A 17,171-nucleotide genomic window follows, 5' to 3' on the forward strand; every position below is an offset into this window, starting at 1 on the left:
GAAAAAATAAAACCACATATGATGAGAAAATGGCTGAAGCTCCTGGTATGGGCGCTGCTCCCGGCAACCGCCATGGCGCAGTACAAGCCCACCTGGGAATCTTTGGATAGCAGGCCGGTCCCCGCCTGGTTCGAGAACGCGAAATTCGGGATATTCATTCACTGGGGCGTGTACTCCGTTCCGGCATGGGCGCCTAAAGGCGTGTATTCCGAATGGTACCAGCACTGGCTGCAATCGGGCAAGACGTACGGCAATGGGCAAAACGGCACCACCGCGGTGCTCGACCATCACAACAGCGTGTACGGAAAGGATTTTTCGTATTACCAGTTCGCTGATCTTTTCAAAGCCGAGGACTTCGATCCCGATGCCTGGGCGAAACTTTTCGAAAAATCGGGCGCCAAGTACGTAGTGCTCACGTCCAAACACCACGACGGCTTCGCGCTGTGGCCCAGCAAGGAAGCGACGAAAGCGTTCGGCCGGCCGTGGAACGCCATGGACGCGGCTTCCAGGCGCGATGTGCTCGGGGATCTGACCGCTGCGGTGAAGAAGACGCCTGTGAAAATGGGCTTCTATTATTCGCTGTACGAATGGTATAACCCGCTGTACGCGAACAAAAAATACGACGAGTATGTAGACAATCACATGATCCCCCAGCTGAAAGACCTCGTGAACCGTTACCAGCCGGACATCGTGTGGCCCGACGGCGAATGGGACCAGACCGATACGCTCTGGAAATCGCGCGAGTTCCTCACCTGGCTGTACAACGAATCGCCGGTGAAAAGCACGGTAGTGGTGAACGACCGCTGGGGCAAAGGCATCCGTCAGCATCACGGCGGATATTTCACGACGGAATACGAAGTAGGGAAAACGTTCAGCAAGCCCTGGGAAGAGTGCCGTGGTATGGGGTATTCTTTCGGATATAACCGTAACGAGGATATCGAAGATTACAACAGCGCGCAGTCGCTCATTTACCTGCTGCTCGACATCGTGAGCAGCGGCGGCAACCTGCTGCTCGATATCGGGCCCGACGCGCACGGAAAGATCCCGCCCATCATGCAGGAAAGATTGCTGCAGATCGGGAAGTGGCTGGATGTGAACGGCGAAGCGATCTATGATACCCGCGCCTGGAATACCCCCGTACAATGGACCGCCGGCAGCCGCGAGCAGCCCAAGCACCAGGGATACGTGAGCGCCGAAGTGCTCCTGAAGCAAACGGTAGACCCCGCGCCGGGGTACGCCCGCAAGGAACTGTTCTTCACCCGCAAGGGAGATGTGGTGTACGCCATCGCACCGGTAATGCCTGAAGGCGTACTGGAGATCAACGGCGTTACGCCCGCCAGCGGCACCACCGTGCAGATGCTGGGCCGGCCCGGGAACCTGAAGTGGGCGAAAACCGCGAAAGGCATCGCCGTAACCGTCCCGAAACTCACCGCGAAGGAAACGCCCTGCGAACACGCCTGGACGTTCAAGATCACGAAAGCCGGTTAACCGGTAACACATCGCATAAAATGAAAAAGCCAGCGCCCGCTGGCTTTTTTTTATCTAATGGCAGGGATTTTTTTTCTTGTGAACGAACATTCATTACATTTGTATCAAATCTAAATCGAGTAACAGGAGGGAGACCATGCCCTGACGGCTGATAGCAGCCTTTCATTGTGATTAACCAAAATGTGGTCTCCGGTGAGTAAAGCCAGATTTCATCCAATTTTTAAACTTTTACCAATTTTTTAATTCAGCGCATGTAAGAATTGTACGCACTTTTCATCCGTGGCAGTATTTTACCTTTCTTCTCCTCAGCTTCAGGAAAGGTTAGTAACCCGTATGTCCCGTACACCCTTCATGTAGCCCTATGTACTAACAAAGTCAAAATCTAAATGCGAATGATTATGAAGCAAGTCCTTTCCCTATGGCTTGCGATGATGGCGTGTATACCTGCCATCGCGCAAGACCGTTCCATTTCCGGCAGAGTCACCGATGGTCTTGGTGGAACCCCTCTTCCCGGTGTGACCGTAACCATTAAAGGTACATCGCGGGGTACTGTTACGAATGCCAGCGGCGAGTACCAGTTGACTGCGCCCGCTAATGGTACATTGGTATTTTCGTTTGTGGGATACACGCCCCGTGAAGTGGCCATCGCCAACCAGTCCACGATCAATATGACGCTGAGCACGGACGAAAAGCAGCTGAGCGAATATGTGGTGAGCGGATATGGCACCACGCAACGCAGCAAGTTCACGGGTTCCGTTGGGACCGTTTCCGGCGAAAAGATCAAGGACGTGCCCGCCGCCACGTTCGACCAGATGCTGCAGGGCCGTGTTGCGGGCCTGTACAGTACTTCGGGCAGCGGCCAGCCTGGTACTGCCAACCGCGTAGTGATCCGCGGCCCGGGCTCGATCAGCGGTACAACCGCGCCGTTATATATTATTGACGGTATTGCCCTGGAAGGCGGTGAGTTCGCGACCTTGAACGCAGCCGACTTCGAGACGGTAAACGTATACAAGGACGCGACGGCTACGGCGCTCTACGGTTCCCGCGGGGCAAACGGCGTGATCGTTATCACCACCCGCCGCGGCAAGGCCGGTAAACTCCGCCTCGGCGCCAAAACGCAGTACGGATGGTCGGAGCGCACCCGTCCGAAATTCGATATCATGAATATCGACCAGCGCCTCCAATTCGAAGAGGAAGAAGAATTTGGGGTAGGATGGGAGTTCTCTCCGAAAAACGACGGCTCGTCCGTATCCGATAAAACAGAAAGGGCACGCATCCTCGATAGCCTCCGCCATATCAATACCGACTGGTCCAAGATCTTCCTGCGAGACCGTGCGAAATTCCAGGAACACGAAGTAAACCTCTCCGGCGGGAACGAAAACACCCGGTTCTATACATCCCTCAATTACTTCAACCAGGAAGGTATCGCGCTCCGTTCCGGATTGACGCGCTATAGCTTCCGCTCCAACGTAGACTTCAAGGGCGAACGTTTCACCGGCGCTGTAAACGCTGCAGTCGGCTATTCCGAAGTCAGCGGCATCGAAAATGAAAACTCCTCGTCGGTCGTAAACACCTTCGCGGCGGCATATTATGGCCTGCCGTATGAAGCGCCCTACATCAATGGCGTGCTGGTACATTCCGGCAACGCGGACCGTTTTGGCGGCGTGTACGATTTGCGCGAGGGATCGGATGCACTGGAGCGCACGCTCAATACCACGAACCAGACCAACAAGCTCAAAGGGACTTTGAGCATGAACCTGCGGTACGACCTGCTGAAGAACCTCTATGCCCGTACCACCATGGGTATGGATTACCGCCAGCACGACCTGTCGCGCTACATCAACCCCGATTCCTACACTGGCAGCCAGCAAACCGGCCGCCAGGGCGCCTATCAGCAAGGTTTTGATAAATACTGGCAGTTCACGGGCAACTACGGGCTTACCTTCCATGAGAATAAAGACAAGCACGATTATGAAGCGTCGCTGATCTACGAATTCATCCGTACCAAATCTTCCAACTCCACCATGACCGGCTACGGCATCAACGGCCTCTTCCCCGAAACGCCCGCCGGTATCACGCCAGGTAACTCTACCAACGGGTTCATCCCGGTGCTGGGTGGCGGCAAGTTCGGTACGGCCCTCGCATCTTTCATCTTCATGGGACGATACAGCTACGACGACAAGTATACGCTGAACCTGGCGTTCCGCCGCGACGGTTCTTCCACCGTTCCGAAAGATAACCGCTGGCATAATTTCTGGTCGGTAGGTGCTGGCTGGGACGTGTTGAAAGAAGATTTCATGTTCAATGCTACCGAAAAACTGGATGTGCTCCGCCTGCGCGCCAGCTACGGCGTTTCCGCGACACCGTTCGCATTCAGCAGCACCGGCGCATTCGGTTACATGGCCACCTATTCGCCCACAAGGTATGCAGGCGCCGCCGGCGTTATGCCCGCCGCCATCGGCAACCCGGACTACGATTGGGAATACACCAAGCAGTTCAACGTCGGCTTCGATGTGAGCGCATTCAGAAAACGGATCAGCCTGTCGTTCGACTGGTACAACAGGGTGACCGATAACCTGTTCGTGGACGAACAGCTATCCCGTACCACCGGTTTCTCCGTTCGCCGCATTAATGCCGGCAGCGTCCGCAACCGTGGTATCGATGTAGACCTGAGCGGCGATATCGTACGTACCCGCAACTTCACGCTGTATGCAGGCGCCAACTTCAACTATAACAAGAATGAAGTGACCAACCTGGGTGCGGTGAACGAATTTGAACAGGGTACTTCCATCATCCGCGTAGGCCTGCCGTTGGGCTCGCACTACATGGTGAAATGGGCTGGCGTGGACCCGGAAACCGGCCGCAGCCAGTATTACGACCGCGAAGGCAAGATCGTGCCGAATGCGCAATACAATGCTTCGACTATGAGCGTGGCCGAATTCGGCACCTTCAACCCGCCGTTCACCGGAGGCTTCCACCTGGGCGCCCGCTGGAAAGGGTTGTCGGTGGAGGCGCTGTTCTCCTTCGCACAGGGCTTCAAACGCTTCAACAACGAAGACTTCTTCAACGTCAATCCCTCGTTCGCTACATCCAACCAGGGCACAGACTGGCTGCGCCGCTGGCGGAAACCGGGTGATATCACCGATGTTCCCTCCACTTCCGATCCGCGCCGCTTCAATTCCAAAGATATCCAGGACGCTTCCTACCTGCGGTTCCGTAACCTGAACATGTCTTACGATCTGCCTGCCAGCCTGCTGGAGCGCACCCGGATCTTCAGCAAGGTACAGGTGTACGTTCAGGCGCAGAATATCCTGACCATCACCAGCTGGAAAGGTTTCGACCCGGAAGACAATAACAACATCAGCCTGTTTGAATATCCGGCCGCACGTACGTACACCGCCGGTCTCCGACTGAATTTCTGATCTCAAGCACTTACATCATGAAAAGAACATATCAACTCGCATATATTTTGCTCGCTGTCGCTTTACTGGGCACGGGCTGCCTGGGAGATCTCGGGATCAAGCCCCAGGACCGCATTCCGCAGCAAGGCGCGTTCAATAACGTAACCGCGCTGAACACCGGTGTATTGGGCGTTTATGCCGGCCTTAACTATGGTGCCACGCAATACATCACCACATTGCTCACAGACGAGGCCACCATGCCGCGCGAGAACAATACCGGCCGCGGCGTGATCCCCTGGCGCTGGCAGTACGACCCCGGCACTTCTGCTGAGCCCGCTGCAGCCTGGGGCGCATATTACGATGTGATCGACCGCGCCAACCGCGTGCTCGCCGTCATCGATCAGGTTCCCGCCACAGGCGAAGACCTGATCACCCGCAACCGGCTGAAAGCCGAGCTGCTGGCCCTCCGTGCCTTCAGCCACCTGGAATTGCTGAGCTATTACAGCGTGGACTATGAACCGGCATCGCCCGGCGTACCGGTCATGACCGAGTCCAAACTGAGCAAGCCTCCCCGCGACGCAGTATCGAAAGTTTACCAGCAGATCAATGCAGACCTGGTGGCCGCAAAAAGCCTTTTCCCCGCCAACTACGCCGTATCGAACCGCCAGCGCATCGATCCGCTGGTAGTAACGGCCATCCAGGCCCGCGCCTCCCTGCTGCAAAAGAACTATGATGCGGCCATCACCTTCGCCACCCAGGTGATCGATAACCGCGCGTTGGCTTCCGCTGCCGCTTTCCCCAATATCTGGACAGACCTTTCCACCTCCGAAGTGATCTGGAAACTGAAACGCGATAACGGCGAAGAGCGCCTTGGCGTCAACTACCGCGATAATACCGGCCGCATCATCTGGGCGCCTTCATTTAAATTGATGGAGTCGTTCGATCCGGTAAACGATATCCGCTTCGCCAGCTATTTCAGAAACCTGGGAACGGCAGACGCTCCCCGGTGGACGGCCATAAAATTCGTGGGCGGGCAAGCGGCCCTGGTAAACCTGGCAGACGCCAAGTTGTTCCGTACCGCTGAAATGTACCTGATCCGTGCAGAAGCGAATGCGCGCAAAGCCACTCCCAACGTATTGGCCGGAGCGGCAGACCTCAACGCGCTGCGCGCGGCACGCATCAACGGGTATATCCCCGAAATCTTCCCCACCGCGGCCGCTTTGCTCGACGCCGTGCTCCTGGAGCGTTTCAAGGAGCTGGCTTTTGAATCGGCCCGTTATGTGGACTTGCGGAGGAATAACCGCCAGATCAACCGCGGCCCGAAAGACGTTGCCCTGGCACAGGGAGCCGTAAACCTGACGCAAGCCGACCGGGAATACTGGCTGCCCATTCCGCAGGCGGAAATCTTCGCCAACGAGAATATCGCACAACATCCGAAATGGTTGCAATAAGGATGTAATATTTTGATAATGAATTGTTTAAGCCGGGCGCTACTACGCCCGGCTTTTTTTTGCCCATTTTTTTAACTGTAGATTTAACAATTAAAAATTTGTTGTTATCTTGACACACTAATCCACTTCACGTTATACTGATACTCATGAACCATCAACTTGTAACATCCGACTACATCGTGTTCGCGATTTACTTCGTGATCGTAGCCGGATACGGTTATTACATTTACAACAGGAAAAGAAAGGCCAGCGCCGACACGAAAGATTTTTTCCTCGCCGAAGGTTCCCTCACCTGGTGGGCCATCGGCGCGTCGCTCATCGCGTCCAACATTTCTGCGGAGCAGTTCATCGGCATGAGCGGTTCCGGCTTCAAGATGGGCCTGGCCATTTCTACCTATGAATGGATGGCGGCCGCCACCTTGCTCGTGGTCGCGATCTTCTTTTTGCCCATCTATCTGAAGAACAAGATTTACACCATGCCGCAGTTCCTGAGCCAACGCTACAACGGAACGGTGGCCACCATCATGGCGGTTTTCTGGCTGCTGCTGTACGTTTTCGTGAACCTCACTTCCATCCTCTACCTGGGTGCGCTGGCGGTTTCCACGATCTCGGGCTTCAGTTTCACGGCCTGCATGATCGGCCTCGCAGTATTTGCCATTATCATTACGCTGGGCGGGATGAAGGTGATCGGGTTCACGGACGTGATCCAGGTTTTCTTCCTCATCCTCGGCGGCCTGGCTACCACTTACCTGGCGCTGAACCTGGTGTCCCACCATTTCGGCGGGTCTACCGGAACGGCGGCCAATACGATGAATGGCATGTGGGACGGGCTGGGGCTCCTCCGGCAAAAGGCCCCCGAGCATTTCCACATGATCTTCGACAAAAGCAACGCCAATTATAAAGAACTGCCCGGCCTGGCCGTGCTCATCGGCGGGATGTGGATCGTGAACCTCAATTACTGGGGCTGCAACCAATACATCACGCAACGCGCACTGGGCGCCGATCTCAAAACCGCGCGCAACGGCCTCCTTTTCGCCGGTTTCCTCAAACTGCTTATGCCCATCATCGTTGTACTGCCCGGCATCGCCACCTACGTACTGTGGAAAAACGGTATGTTCGCCGATGAAATGCAGGGCGTGGTAGACGGTGTGAAACAGGTAAAACCCGACCGCGCGTATCCCATCCTCCTCAACCTGCTCCCCGCCGGCTTGAAAGGCTTGTCGTTCGCCGCGCTCACCGCCGCCATCGTGGCATCCCTCGCCGGAAAGGCCAACAGCATCGCCACCATCTTCACGCTGGATATTTACAAGAAACACTTCAAGAAAGAAGCCACAGACGCCGAACAGGTGAACATAGGCCGTATCGCCATCGTCGTTTCCTGCATCATCGCCGCGCTGGTGGCGCCTGCACTGGGGAACCTCGACCAGGCGTTCCAGTTCATCCAGGAATACACCGGCTTCATTTCTCCGGGCGTGTTCGCCATTTTCATCATGGGCTTTTTCTGGAAACGCACCACCTCGGCCGCCGCACTGGTTGGCGCCGCGCTGGCCATCCCGCTGTCTGTTGCCCTCATGCTCATCTTCCCCGGCCTGCCGTTCATCAACCGCATGGGCTGGGTATTTGTGATCATCGTGGCACTGATGGTGATCATCAGCCTCATGGACCCGAAAAGCAAAGACAATCCGAAAGCGCTCCAGATCGATACCGGCATGTTCAAACTGGCTCCAGGATTCGCCGTGGGCGCCATCATCATTTGCGGTATCCTGACAGCGCTTTACACTATTTTCTGGTAGTTTTTTTTGATAGCATCTTTTTCCCACGTCTACGATCATGTCATTTTTATTAGGTTACGATATCGGATCTTCTTCCATCAAGGCAGCCCTGCTCGACGTTGAGAGCGGGCGCTGCCTTGCTTCCGCCACCGGCTCCGACGAAGAGCTGCGCATCCGCGTTCCCAAACCGGGATTCGCGGAACAGGACCCGGAAATGTGGTGGGAAGAAGTCCAAAAAGCCACCCGCCGCCTGCAACAACAATTCCCTTTCGACGCCTCGGCCGTGAAAGGGATCGGCATCGCTTACCAGATGCACGGGCTGGTGTGTGTGGATGAAAAGCTGGAAGTTTTACGTCCATCGATAATTTGGTGCGATAGCCGCGCCGTACAAACCGGCGACGAAGCCGCGCAGCAACTCGGGCACGACTACACGCTGCCGCATCTCCTCAATTCGCCAGGCAATTTCACGGCCTCCAAACTCCGCTGGGTCCGGCAGAATGAGCCGGAGCTGTATGCAAAAATCCGGCATATCATGCTGCCGGGCGATTTCATCGCCATGCGCCTCACCGGCATTCCCGCCACTACGAATTCCGGCCTTTCGGAAGGTATTTTCTGGGATTTCAAGGAAAGGAAAGTGTCGGGCCGGCTGCTGGAATTATATGACATCGATGCATCGCTCCTGGCGCCCGTGGTACCCACGTTCGGCGAACAGGGCCGCGTGTCGAAGGCGGCGGCGGAATTGCTCGGCCTGCAGGAAGGCACGCCCGTGACCTATCGCGCCGGCGACCAGCCCAACAACGCGTTTTCCCTCAATGTGCTCCAGCCCGGAGAAGCCGCCACTACAGCGGGTACCTCGGGTGTGGTGTACGCCGTGCACGACCAGCCTGCGTTCGACGCGCAAAGCCGTGTCAATACCTTTATACATGTCAATAATTCGGAGGAAGAAGTCCGCAACGGGGTACTGATGTGCCTCAATGGGACCGGCATCCTCAACAGCTGGCTGCGGCAGGTTTCCGGAGGGATTTCCTATGACACGATGAACGGGCTGGCGGAAAAAGCGCCTCCCGGGGCGGAAGGGCTTCGCATTTTTCCCTTCGGGAACGGTGCCGAAAGGATTCTCGGAAACAGGCTCCCCGGCGCCAGCGTGCATGGGCTCGACTTCGGTATCCACAGCCAGGGGCACCTGCTCCGCGCCGGACAGGAAGGCATCGTATTCGCATTGGCGTACGGGATGGACATCATGCGCGACATGGGCCTGCGCATCAACCGCGTCCGCGCCGGAAAAGCGAATATGTTCCTCAGCCCCCTCTTCCGTGAAGCTTTCGCCAACGCCACCGGCGCCGAAATAGAATTGTATAATACTGACGGCGCCCAGGGCGCTGCACGCGGAGCCGGGGTAGGAGCGGGCGTGTTCGCCTCTTTCGGGGAAGCTTTCCGGGGAATGGACTGCCTCGCCACCATTTCGCCCGACGAAAAACAAACCGCCTACCAAAACGCGTACGCAGATTGGAAAATCAAACTCCAGCAAATATTGTCGAACCGATAAATCATTTCAAATGCAGATCATAACAGGAAACAAAACGTACTTCCCCACAGTGGGCGCCATCAAATACGAAGGCCCGAAATCCGACAATCCTTTTGCGTATAAATGGTACAACGAAAACGCGACCATTAACGGCAAAACGCTGAGAGAGCTCTTCAAATTCGCAGTGAGCTACTGGCACACCTTCTGCGGAACGGGCGGAGACCCCTTCGGCCCCGGCACCAAAGACTTTCCATGGCTCACTTCCTCCGACCCCATCCAGTCGGCAAAAGATAAAATGGACGCAGCTTTCGAGTTCATCACCAAGCTCGGCGTGCCATATTACTGCTTCCACGACATCGACCTCATCGACGAAGGCGCCTCGATCGCCGAATACGAAAAAAGGATGCAGTCGATCGTAGACTACGCGAAAGAAAAACAAAAAGCCTCCGGCGTGAAGCTCCTCTGGGGCACCGCCAACGTGTTCAGCAACCCGCGCTACATGAACGGCGCATCCACCAACCCGGACTTTTCCGTGGTGGCCTATGCCGGAACGCAGGTGAAGAATTCCCTCGACGCAACGATCGCCCTGGGCGGCGAAAATTACGTGTTCTGGGGCGGCCGCGAAGGCTACATGACGCTGCTGAACACCGATATGAAACGGGAGCTCGACCATCTCGGCCGCTTCCTGACCATGGCCCGCGATTACGCACGGAAACAGGGTTTCAAGGGTACGTTCTTCATCGAGCCCAAACCCTGCGAGCCCACCAAGCACCAGTACGATTACGATAGCGCCACGGTGATCGGGTTCCTCCGCCAATACGGCCTCGACAAGGATTTCAAGCTCAATATCGAAGTGAACCACGCCACCCTGGCCGGCCATACCTTCCAGCACGAGCTGCAGGTAGCGGCAGACGCGGGCATGCTGGGCAGCATAGACGCCAACCGCGGCGATTACCAGAACGGCTGGGATACCGACCAGTTCCCCATGAACCTCAACGAGCTCGTGGAAACCATGCTGGTGATCCTCGAAGCCGGCGGGTTCGCCGGCGGCGGCGTGAACTTCGACGCAAAAGCGCGCCGCAATTCCACCGACCTCGAAGATATTTTCCACGCCCATATCGGCGGGATGGACGCCTTCGCCCGCGCGGCTTTCGTGGCCGACCGCATGCTCCGCGAATCGCCCTACCGCCAGTTCCGCAAAGACCGCTACGCTTCCTTCGACACCGGCAAAGGCCAGGAATTCGAGCAGGGCAAGCTCTCCCTCGAAGACCTCCGCGCTTTCGCCGTGGCCAATGGTGAGCCGAAACAGACCAGCGGCCGGCAGGAATGGCTGGAAAACATCATCAATCAGTATATTTAGGGCAAAATCAAAGCATGGCATTCAGTATCACGCATAAAGAAGAGAACGGCTTTTCCATCATCGCGCTGCAAGACGACGCAGGCGCGGAAGTGCAGATCATACCCGGTTACGGCGCCCTCCTGCACGCATTCATCATACCGCAGGGAGGCACAAACATCAATGTGATAGACAGTTATAGCAGCGCCGACGATCTGAACGCGGGCGTGACGAACAGTTTCAAAAGCGTGAAGCTGAGCCCGTTCGCCTGCCGGATCAAGGATGCGGCGTACAGCTGGGAAGGGACGGAGTACTCGATCCGGAAATCCCCCATCCACGGGCTGCTCTACGATCAGCCTTTCTCCCTCATCAAGGAAGAAGCGGCCGACAGTTTCGCCGAAATCTCGCTGGAACATCATTACGCCGGCGACGATCCCGGATACCCGTTCCCTTACCGCTGCGAGGTACAGTACCGCCTGCTGGCCGATCAGCAACTGCAGATCACCACCGCGGTTTTCAACCTCCACAACGCGCCCATCCCCATGATGGACGGCTGGCATCCGTACTTCTCGACGGGCACGCCGGTAGACAGGCTGGAGCTGCAGTTCAGCAGCACCGCCATCGTGGAGTTCGACGAAAAACTCATTCCCACGGGCAAAACGCTGCCCTTTACGGAGTTCAACGCCGGGAAAAGCATGGACGGCGTATCGCTCGATAATTCATTTTTAGTGGATTTTGAAGCGGCCCAGCCGGTGTGCACCCTCACCGATCCCGAAAAAAGGGTCCGCATTGCTTTCTTCCCGGAGAAGAGCTATCCCGTGTTGCAGGTATATACGCCGCCGCACCGGAACAGCATCGCGATCGAAAACCTGACCGGCGCCCCCAATGCTTTCAATAACGGCATCGGGCTGGTGACGGTAGCACCCGGCCACAGCGCGATTTTCCGGACGGGCTTGCAGGTAACCGGGTTCTGACGGTTGTTTTGGCACAGACTTTGGATTTATGGGGTAACCCCTCTTTATTCACCCATAAATTGTCATGTCATGGACATCCTGATGATCAAGGACCGGTGGAATGAGATCAGATCGAAGCTGAAACAACTTTTCGCCGATTTGACGGAGACGGATCTTACCTATGAGCAGGGGAAAGATGACCGCCTCATCCGCCAGATACAAATAAGACTCGGTATATCCAGGGACGAAGTGATCTCGCTGATCCGGTCCCTGTAATAAGACGAACGAAAAACGGTAATTCCCGGGGAAGCGATTCCTCCGGGAATTGCTTTTTTAACTACTTTCGTGTCTTAACTATTTTCCGGACGCAAATGTTAGAATAATATGAAACCCATTAGATTGTACCTGGTAACCTTGCTCCTGACCCTGATGGGCGGGGCGGCAATGGCGCAGACCGAAACGCCCGTTACCCTCCGCGGACAGGTCACCAGTTTCGACGGCAAGCTCGTCTTATATCCCGCCACGATCCGGAACAAAAATACCGGCGCACGCGTTTTTTCCGACCAGGGAGGCTATTACCGGATTTCGGCCCGGCAGGGTGACGAGATCGTAGTATCTTTCATCGGTTATGTGTCTGACAGTGTGAAGGTCATCAACCTCGCCGGCACCCAGGTCGCCAATATCCGCCTCAATGCCCGCGAAAGGTTCCTGCCCCAGGTGGAAGTATCTGGCAAATGGAACGCCTATCAGCTCGATTCGCTGGCGCGGTACGAAGAGTTCAAGCCCTTCCTCGAAGCGAAGGAACAAACGCTCGTCAACACCGAAAAGCGTAGCCAGGGCGGATTTGGACTGGTGTTCAGCCCTTTCACCCGCGGCTCCCGCGAGCAGAAAGACCTCCGTAAATTCAAGAAACTCTATGAAGAGAACGAGCGCCAGCAGTTCATCGACTACCGCTATGCCAAAAGCTTCGTGAGCACCGTTACCGGCCTGAAGGGCGATTCGCTCATGCGTTTCACCCAGGCTTATACGCCTAGTTATGAAATGCTGCGCACCATCAACCAGGAAGACCTGATCATGTGGATCTCCGTCCGCGCCAAACAATGGCGCCAAAACCCGGCGGTCCGCATCAAGGAAAACGATTAAGGCATTTTTTTCATAAAAAAACGGCTGACCATCACATGGCCAGCCGTTTTGCTTTTTATCAACGCTGCCTAATTCAGCCGTAACACGCGGAAGTAGCCTTTCACCTGCGCCGTGCCCACTTTCGGCGGCGTAGTAAAGGTAAAATACCCCGCTTTCTGCAGTTGAAAGGTGCCGATGATCCATTTGCCGGAAGAGCCGGTCTCCAACACTTCAAGCTGGCCCGGACTGGGAACGCCGACGCCACCCCCGTCGTACACCTGCTCATAACTGATGGACGTGCCGATAGTATGCGTGAACAGGATATTGGTCTGGTCCCAGTTCCAGATGCCGGTTGCCTTACCGTTCCAGGACACACCAACGGTCACGTTCCCGTTTTGGGCCATGGCAAAGCTTCTGGTTGCGGTAATATGCCCGCCGGCGCTGCCGTAGGTGACATAATCCCCGCCGTTAATGGAAACGGAAATCCCTTCCGGCGCTACGAACATCCTGGCCAGCAGGATCCCCACGGCCTTGCCTTTCGACTTGATGCTGACGGAAACCACGGCAGGGTTGGCGGTCGGTAGCTTCGCCGGGGCCGTGTATTTGCCGGTGTTGCCCGTTCCCGTGAGCTGCCCGCTGCCAACGAGCTTCCATTCGCTGATGAATTTGGGGTCGAGGAGGGTTTTGGGATCGAGGAGCGCGGCTTCTATGCCTTCCTTTGTCAGCGGAGCGAGCAGATCATCGGCTTCGCCCGGCAATACACATTTTACCGCCAGCGATTGTTGTTCTCCGAGGTCGAGCACGGCCAGGGAGGGTTCCAGCGAAATCGCCTCGAAGAAGCTCCAGTCGGAAAAATGGGTGGTCTTCACTTCGATGGTTTTGGCGGTTTCGTTGTGGGTGGCACCTACCGTGTACCAGACGCCGTTTGCCTTTTGCGTGGCGATCCCCAGGGCGGCCGGGATGGTGGCCTGGAGATCTTCCGCCTGGTATTTGATCTTCAACGTGGCGGGTTTGCTGAACGTTATGCCTTCCGGCTGCAGGCGATACGCGATGCCTTTGCCCCCGGGAGCGGTATTGGTGATAGGCTGGATGAAAAATTCCGTTTCCTGTGCCACTGCGCCCGCCGGAATGTCGAGCGTGAGCCTGGCGCCGGGGTATTCGACCGTTCCGCCCGCCGGGCCGATCTTTTTGCTGAATACGGTGCCGTTGGGCGTGCCTTTGGGCATGGGAGTACCGGCTTGCTGGCCGCCGCCACCGCCGTTACCACTACCGTTACCTGGAGGATTGGCGGGATTTTCGGGCTGGGGTTTGGAGCATTGCGAGAAAAACATCGCAGTTACGATGAGGGGAAAACAAATAATTCTTTTCATGTTGCACTATTGTTTAAAAAAGTAGTGCAAAGGTAGCAGGGGCAAAACGTGCCCGTCTCAGTAAAAACCCGTAATTCGGCAAAAAGCGAAGGACCGGCTGCTCGGGGTGTTCCCTTGCGGCCGGTCCTTCTATTTTTCATTTTTCAATCGCTCAGTTGTAAACTTTCACCATGTAGACGAATTCTTCCAGTTTACGTGCCTGGTCCACACGGGGCAGGCCGGTCAGCTGGTTTTTCTGTTTGAGGTCTTTGCGGTTGAATTTTTCTTTCGGTAATTCTTCGAGGAGGCGTTTGAGGTGGCCGGATTTCACCGCGAAGGCGATGCCTTCGGAGGTAGACTGGCGGCCGGTAATGATGCCGATGAGCTCGCCGTTCATATCGAGCAGGGGTGCGCCGCTGTTACCGGGGTTGACGGGGATGGAAACCTGGTAGGCCAGGGTATCTCCGTTAAAACCGGTTTGTGCGCTGATATAGCCCATGCCGAAAACGATCTCGTCTCTCGGGTAGCCCATGGAAAACACTTCCTGCCCGAGGCGGGAGGGGTCTTTTTTGAGCGTATAGGGGAGGGGGGCCGTGCGGAAAGTGCTGTCTGCCACGCGGAGCACTGCGAGGTCGGAAGACACGTCTTCGAACACGCTCACGGCCTTGAATGCTTCTCCTTTATTATTCTGCAGGTAAATCGAGTCCGCCCCGGCGATCACGTGATAATTGGTGACCATATAGCCGTTCCGGCTGATGGCGAAGCAGGTGCCGCCATAAGTGCCGGGGTTGGCGGGACCGGCGTTTTTATTGTTGATATCGCGGATGAGGGCGTTCTGCGAGCGCTGGATATTGTTCAGCACACGGCGGACGTCTTCATATTTGGCGGTGTAGGAGATTTTGGCGGACCGCTGCATGATGGCCATGGTAGCGAGGGAGGTGACCAGCGCGATGGACGCGGCGGCGGCAACGGAGTACCAGGTGCGGCGGCGGCTGGTCATGGGCACCACGGCGGCGGGGGCAGGCTGGGCCTGTTGGGCGGCAGTGGCGGTGCGGGGGTGGATGGCGTTCATCCGGGCGCGGAAGTCCTGGCGCTGGCCATGGCCCCTGAGCTGGGAGAGGAACGCCTCGTGGTCGGAAACTTCCCGTTGGAGGTCGGGGTTCCGGCGCAGGAGGGATTCGAACGCTTCTTTTTCCGGGGCGGTCATCTCTCCGTCCAGGTAGCGTTCTATTTCCTGTATTTTATGTAATTCGTTCATCACGGGTGATCCTGCTCTTTTAATATATTAGTTCGCAAAAAATAATTTCTTCAGGCGCATGAGGCATTTGTACTTCTGGTTCTTGGCATTTTCGGCGTTCGTATACCCGAATTGTTCCGCGATTTCCTGCATGCTCCGGTGGCGGATGTAATATTCCTCCAGGATGGTTTTGCAGGGCTCCCCGATCTTTCCCATGGCCGTTTCCATCTGGCGGAACTGGGCGTCCTTTTCGAGATGGGCCTCCAGGGCCTCGGCCGCGTCTGCCGACTCCTCCACGTCGTCTGGCAGGGGAGCGCTGTTGGGACCGCTCTGGAGCTTTTTGAGCCACATCCTCCGGCAAACGGCATATAAAAATGTCTTCAACCGGGAGGAGAGTACGAAATTCCCTTCTTTTGCCTTTTCATATAATACAATCATCGCTTCCTGGAAGATGTCTTTGGCATCGTCCGCCGATCCATTATGCTGCAAAATCATCCTTTCAACCATCGGGTAATGCTCCAAATAAATGATTTCCAGAGCTTTATCATCGTTGGCGGCTAATCTGTGCAGTAATTCCTGATCCTTTTCTATGTGCAAAAGATTATTCACTGATTAATACGGTTTGGGCCGGTTTAGTAACCCAAAGTAGGCAAAATAAATTTTTTTTCAGATTGCGGGTTACCTTTCTCCGAAACCCGGTATAAAGGTTAAATCTCATTTCAAATAAACCTTAAAACGTATCAAAATGAAAAAATTCGGTTTCCTCGCTCTCGCCCTGGGTCTGTTCGCTGTAGCTTGCAACAACGCTGGTACTGCCACTGAAGGCGATTCCACTAAAGTTGACAGCCTGGTTCAGGAAGCTCAGAGCACTGTTGACTCTGCTGCTCAGGTAGTTGATTCCGCTGCTCAGGTAGTTGACTCTACTGCTAAAGCTATCGACTCTACTGCTAAAGCTCACTAATTATAGGCAAGCATTAAAGGATATTCATCCGGCCCCGGCGTTATGCCGGGGCTTTTTTTTGCCCTCCGCCTCCGATCACCCATCCCCCGAAATTATTTGCTATAGCATTCAATCCACCGTTTTACTAGCCAACTGAAGGGCATTTTTCGTGGTTTATTGAACAATTTTTAATCAATATTGATGTTTGTTAGACGAAATTAATTTTTTCACTCCGCTGTTTGAAAAAATGAAATCGTACCTTACTTTTGTTCTATCAAACAACGCAAATACATTATCTGATGCAACAGCATTCTTTTGGATACTTTTACGGCTTTTACTTTTTCTGGTACCAGAATTAGGAGGTTCGTTTTAGCTGATCCAAACAGATAAAAAAATATAACGGGCCTCCTGCAAAAGGGGGCCTTTCTTTTTAAAATTATGCAAACCGGTAAAAGCCAGATATGTCACAGAATCGATTTTATGCCTGCTATTTTTACTTTTTCTTTTACGCAAAAGAAAGCGGGACTCTCTTGTGATAACGGTCAAAACCGGTAGAATGAATGGAAGGGTCCCGCCACACAGCGGGGCCCTTTTTAT

General features: G+C 55.2%; 13 protein-coding genes. 10 read left to right on the forward strand and 3 right to left on the reverse strand.

The annotated features are described in order from the left end of the window. The first annotated feature begins 18 nt into the window (after positions 1-18). From ACQKLP_RS19780 to ACQKLP_RS19820, 9 genes are all read left to right on the forward strand, one after another. Positions 19-1,488: an alpha-L-fucosidase gene (locus ACQKLP_RS19780; protein WP_427324628.1), complete on the forward strand. Its 1,470-nt coding sequence runs from the start codon at positions 19-21 to the stop codon at positions 1,486-1,488. Between the two features lie 398 nt (positions 1,489-1,886). Further along, a complete protein-coding gene (locus ACQKLP_RS19785) occupies positions 1,887-4,910 on the forward strand; it encodes a SusC/RagA family TonB-linked outer membrane protein (protein WP_427324629.1) in 3,024 nt (1,007 codons plus the stop codon). A gap of 17 nt (positions 4,911-4,927) precedes the next feature. Beyond that, positions 4,928-6,340: a RagB/SusD family nutrient uptake outer membrane protein gene (locus ACQKLP_RS19790; RefSeq protein ID WP_427324630.1), complete on the forward strand. Its 1,413-nt coding sequence runs from the start codon at positions 4,928-4,930 to the stop codon at positions 6,338-6,340. Positions 6,341-6,486: 146 nt separating this feature from the next. Continuing rightward, positions 6,487-8,133 (forward strand): sodium/sugar symporter, encoded by a 1,647-nt coding sequence (locus ACQKLP_RS19795; RefSeq protein ID WP_427324631.1) that lies wholly within the window; start codon positions 6,487-6,489, stop codon positions 8,131-8,133. Positions 8,134-8,170: 37 nt separating this feature from the next. Continuing rightward, complete coding sequence (locus ACQKLP_RS19800) at positions 8,171-9,658, forward strand: xylulokinase (RefSeq protein ID WP_427324632.1); 1,488 nt, start codon at positions 8,171-8,173, stop codon at positions 9,656-9,658. 10 nt (positions 9,659-9,668) lie between these two features. After that, the gene (gene xylA / locus ACQKLP_RS19805) at positions 9,669-10,997 is read left to right on the forward strand and encodes a xylose isomerase (RefSeq protein WP_427324633.1); all 1,329 of its coding nucleotides are present in this window, start codon (positions 9,669-9,671) and stop codon (positions 10,995-10,997) included. A gap of 14 nt (positions 10,998-11,011) precedes the next feature. Continuing rightward, positions 11,012-11,947, forward strand: coding sequence for an aldose 1-epimerase (locus tag ACQKLP_RS19810; RefSeq protein ID WP_427324635.1), 936 nt, complete (start codon positions 11,012-11,014; stop codon positions 11,945-11,947). A gap of 69 nt (positions 11,948-12,016) precedes the next feature. Next, positions 12,017-12,202 (forward strand): CsbD family protein, encoded by a 186-nt coding sequence (locus ACQKLP_RS19815; RefSeq protein WP_126246991.1) that lies wholly within the window; start codon positions 12,017-12,019, stop codon positions 12,200-12,202. A gap of 108 nt (positions 12,203-12,310) precedes the next feature. Beyond that, positions 12,311-13,069: a hypothetical protein gene (locus ACQKLP_RS19820; RefSeq protein ID WP_427324636.1), complete on the forward strand. Its 759-nt coding sequence runs from the start codon at positions 12,311-12,313 to the stop codon at positions 13,067-13,069. 68 nt (positions 13,070-13,137) lie between these two features. Here ACQKLP_RS19820 and ACQKLP_RS19825 read toward each other — a convergent pair whose 3' ends face one another. The 3 genes from ACQKLP_RS19825 to ACQKLP_RS19835 all read right to left on the reverse strand — a co-directional run bounded on the left by ACQKLP_RS19825 (position 13,138) and on the right by ACQKLP_RS19835 (position 16,243). Continuing rightward, positions 13,138-14,418, reverse strand: coding sequence for a hypothetical protein (locus ACQKLP_RS19825; protein WP_427324638.1), 1,281 nt, complete (start codon positions 14,416-14,418; stop codon positions 13,138-13,140). Positions 14,419-14,569: 151 nt separating this feature from the next. Continuing rightward, positions 14,570-15,655 (reverse strand): trypsin-like peptidase domain-containing protein, encoded by a 1,086-nt coding sequence (locus ACQKLP_RS19830; RefSeq protein WP_427325062.1) that lies wholly within the window; start codon positions 15,653-15,655, stop codon positions 14,570-14,572. Between the two features lie 27 nt (positions 15,656-15,682). Next, positions 15,683-16,243 (reverse strand): RNA polymerase sigma factor, encoded by a 561-nt coding sequence (locus ACQKLP_RS19835; protein ID WP_427324639.1) that lies wholly within the window; start codon positions 16,241-16,243, stop codon positions 15,683-15,685. A 136-nt stretch (positions 16,244-16,379) separates the two neighbouring features. On the opposite strand from ACQKLP_RS19835, the gene ACQKLP_RS19840 reads away from it, so the two are divergent. Next, positions 16,380-16,595 carry a hypothetical protein gene (locus ACQKLP_RS19840; protein ID WP_427324640.1) on the forward strand — a complete coding sequence of 72 codons (216 nt, stop codon included), beginning with the start codon at positions 16,380-16,382 and terminating at the stop codon, positions 16,593-16,595. The last annotated feature ends 576 nt before the right edge of the window (positions 16,596-17,171 follow it).

Source organism: Chitinophaga sp. NPDC101104 (assembly GCF_050277495.1).
Lineage (GTDB): Bacteria > Bacteroidota > Bacteroidia > Chitinophagales > Chitinophagaceae > Chitinophaga.

Excerpts from the sequence above, each read along its gene's own strand:
- xylA (WP_427324633.1), top strand. The coding sequence starts at position 9,669 with ATGCAGATCATAACAGGAAACAAAACGTACTTCCCCACAGTGGGCGCC.
- ACQKLP_RS19820 (WP_427324636.1), top strand. The coding sequence starts at position 12,311 with ATGAAACCCATTAGATTGTACCTGGTAACCTTGCTCCTGACCCTGATG.
- ACQKLP_RS19815 (WP_126246991.1), top strand. The coding sequence starts at position 12,017 with ATGGACATCCTGATGATCAAGGACCGGTGGAATGAGATCAGATCGAAG.
- ACQKLP_RS19840 (WP_427324640.1), top strand. The coding sequence starts at position 16,380 with ATGAAAAAATTCGGTTTCCTCGCTCTCGCCCTGGGTCTGTTCGCTGTA.
- ACQKLP_RS19830 (WP_427325062.1), bottom strand. The coding sequence starts at position 15,655 with ATGAACGAATTACATAAAATACAGGAAATAGAACGCTACCTGGACGGA.
- ACQKLP_RS19795 (WP_427324631.1), top strand. The coding sequence starts at position 6,487 with ATGAACCATCAACTTGTAACATCCGACTACATCGTGTTCGCGATTTAC.
- ACQKLP_RS19790 (WP_427324630.1), top strand. The coding sequence starts at position 4,928 with ATGAAAAGAACATATCAACTCGCATATATTTTGCTCGCTGTCGCTTTA.
- ACQKLP_RS19810 (WP_427324635.1), top strand. The coding sequence starts at position 11,012 with ATGGCATTCAGTATCACGCATAAAGAAGAGAACGGCTTTTCCATCATC.
- ACQKLP_RS19825 (WP_427324638.1), bottom strand. The coding sequence starts at position 14,418 with ATGAAAAGAATTATTTGTTTTCCCCTCATCGTAACTGCGATGTTTTTC.
- ACQKLP_RS19780 (WP_427324628.1), top strand. The coding sequence starts at position 19 with ATGATGAGAAAATGGCTGAAGCTCCTGGTATGGGCGCTGCTCCCGGCA.
- ACQKLP_RS19800 (WP_427324632.1), top strand. The coding sequence starts at position 8,171 with ATGTCATTTTTATTAGGTTACGATATCGGATCTTCTTCCATCAAGGCA.
- ACQKLP_RS19785 (WP_427324629.1), top strand. The coding sequence starts at position 1,887 with ATGAAGCAAGTCCTTTCCCTATGGCTTGCGATGATGGCGTGTATACCT.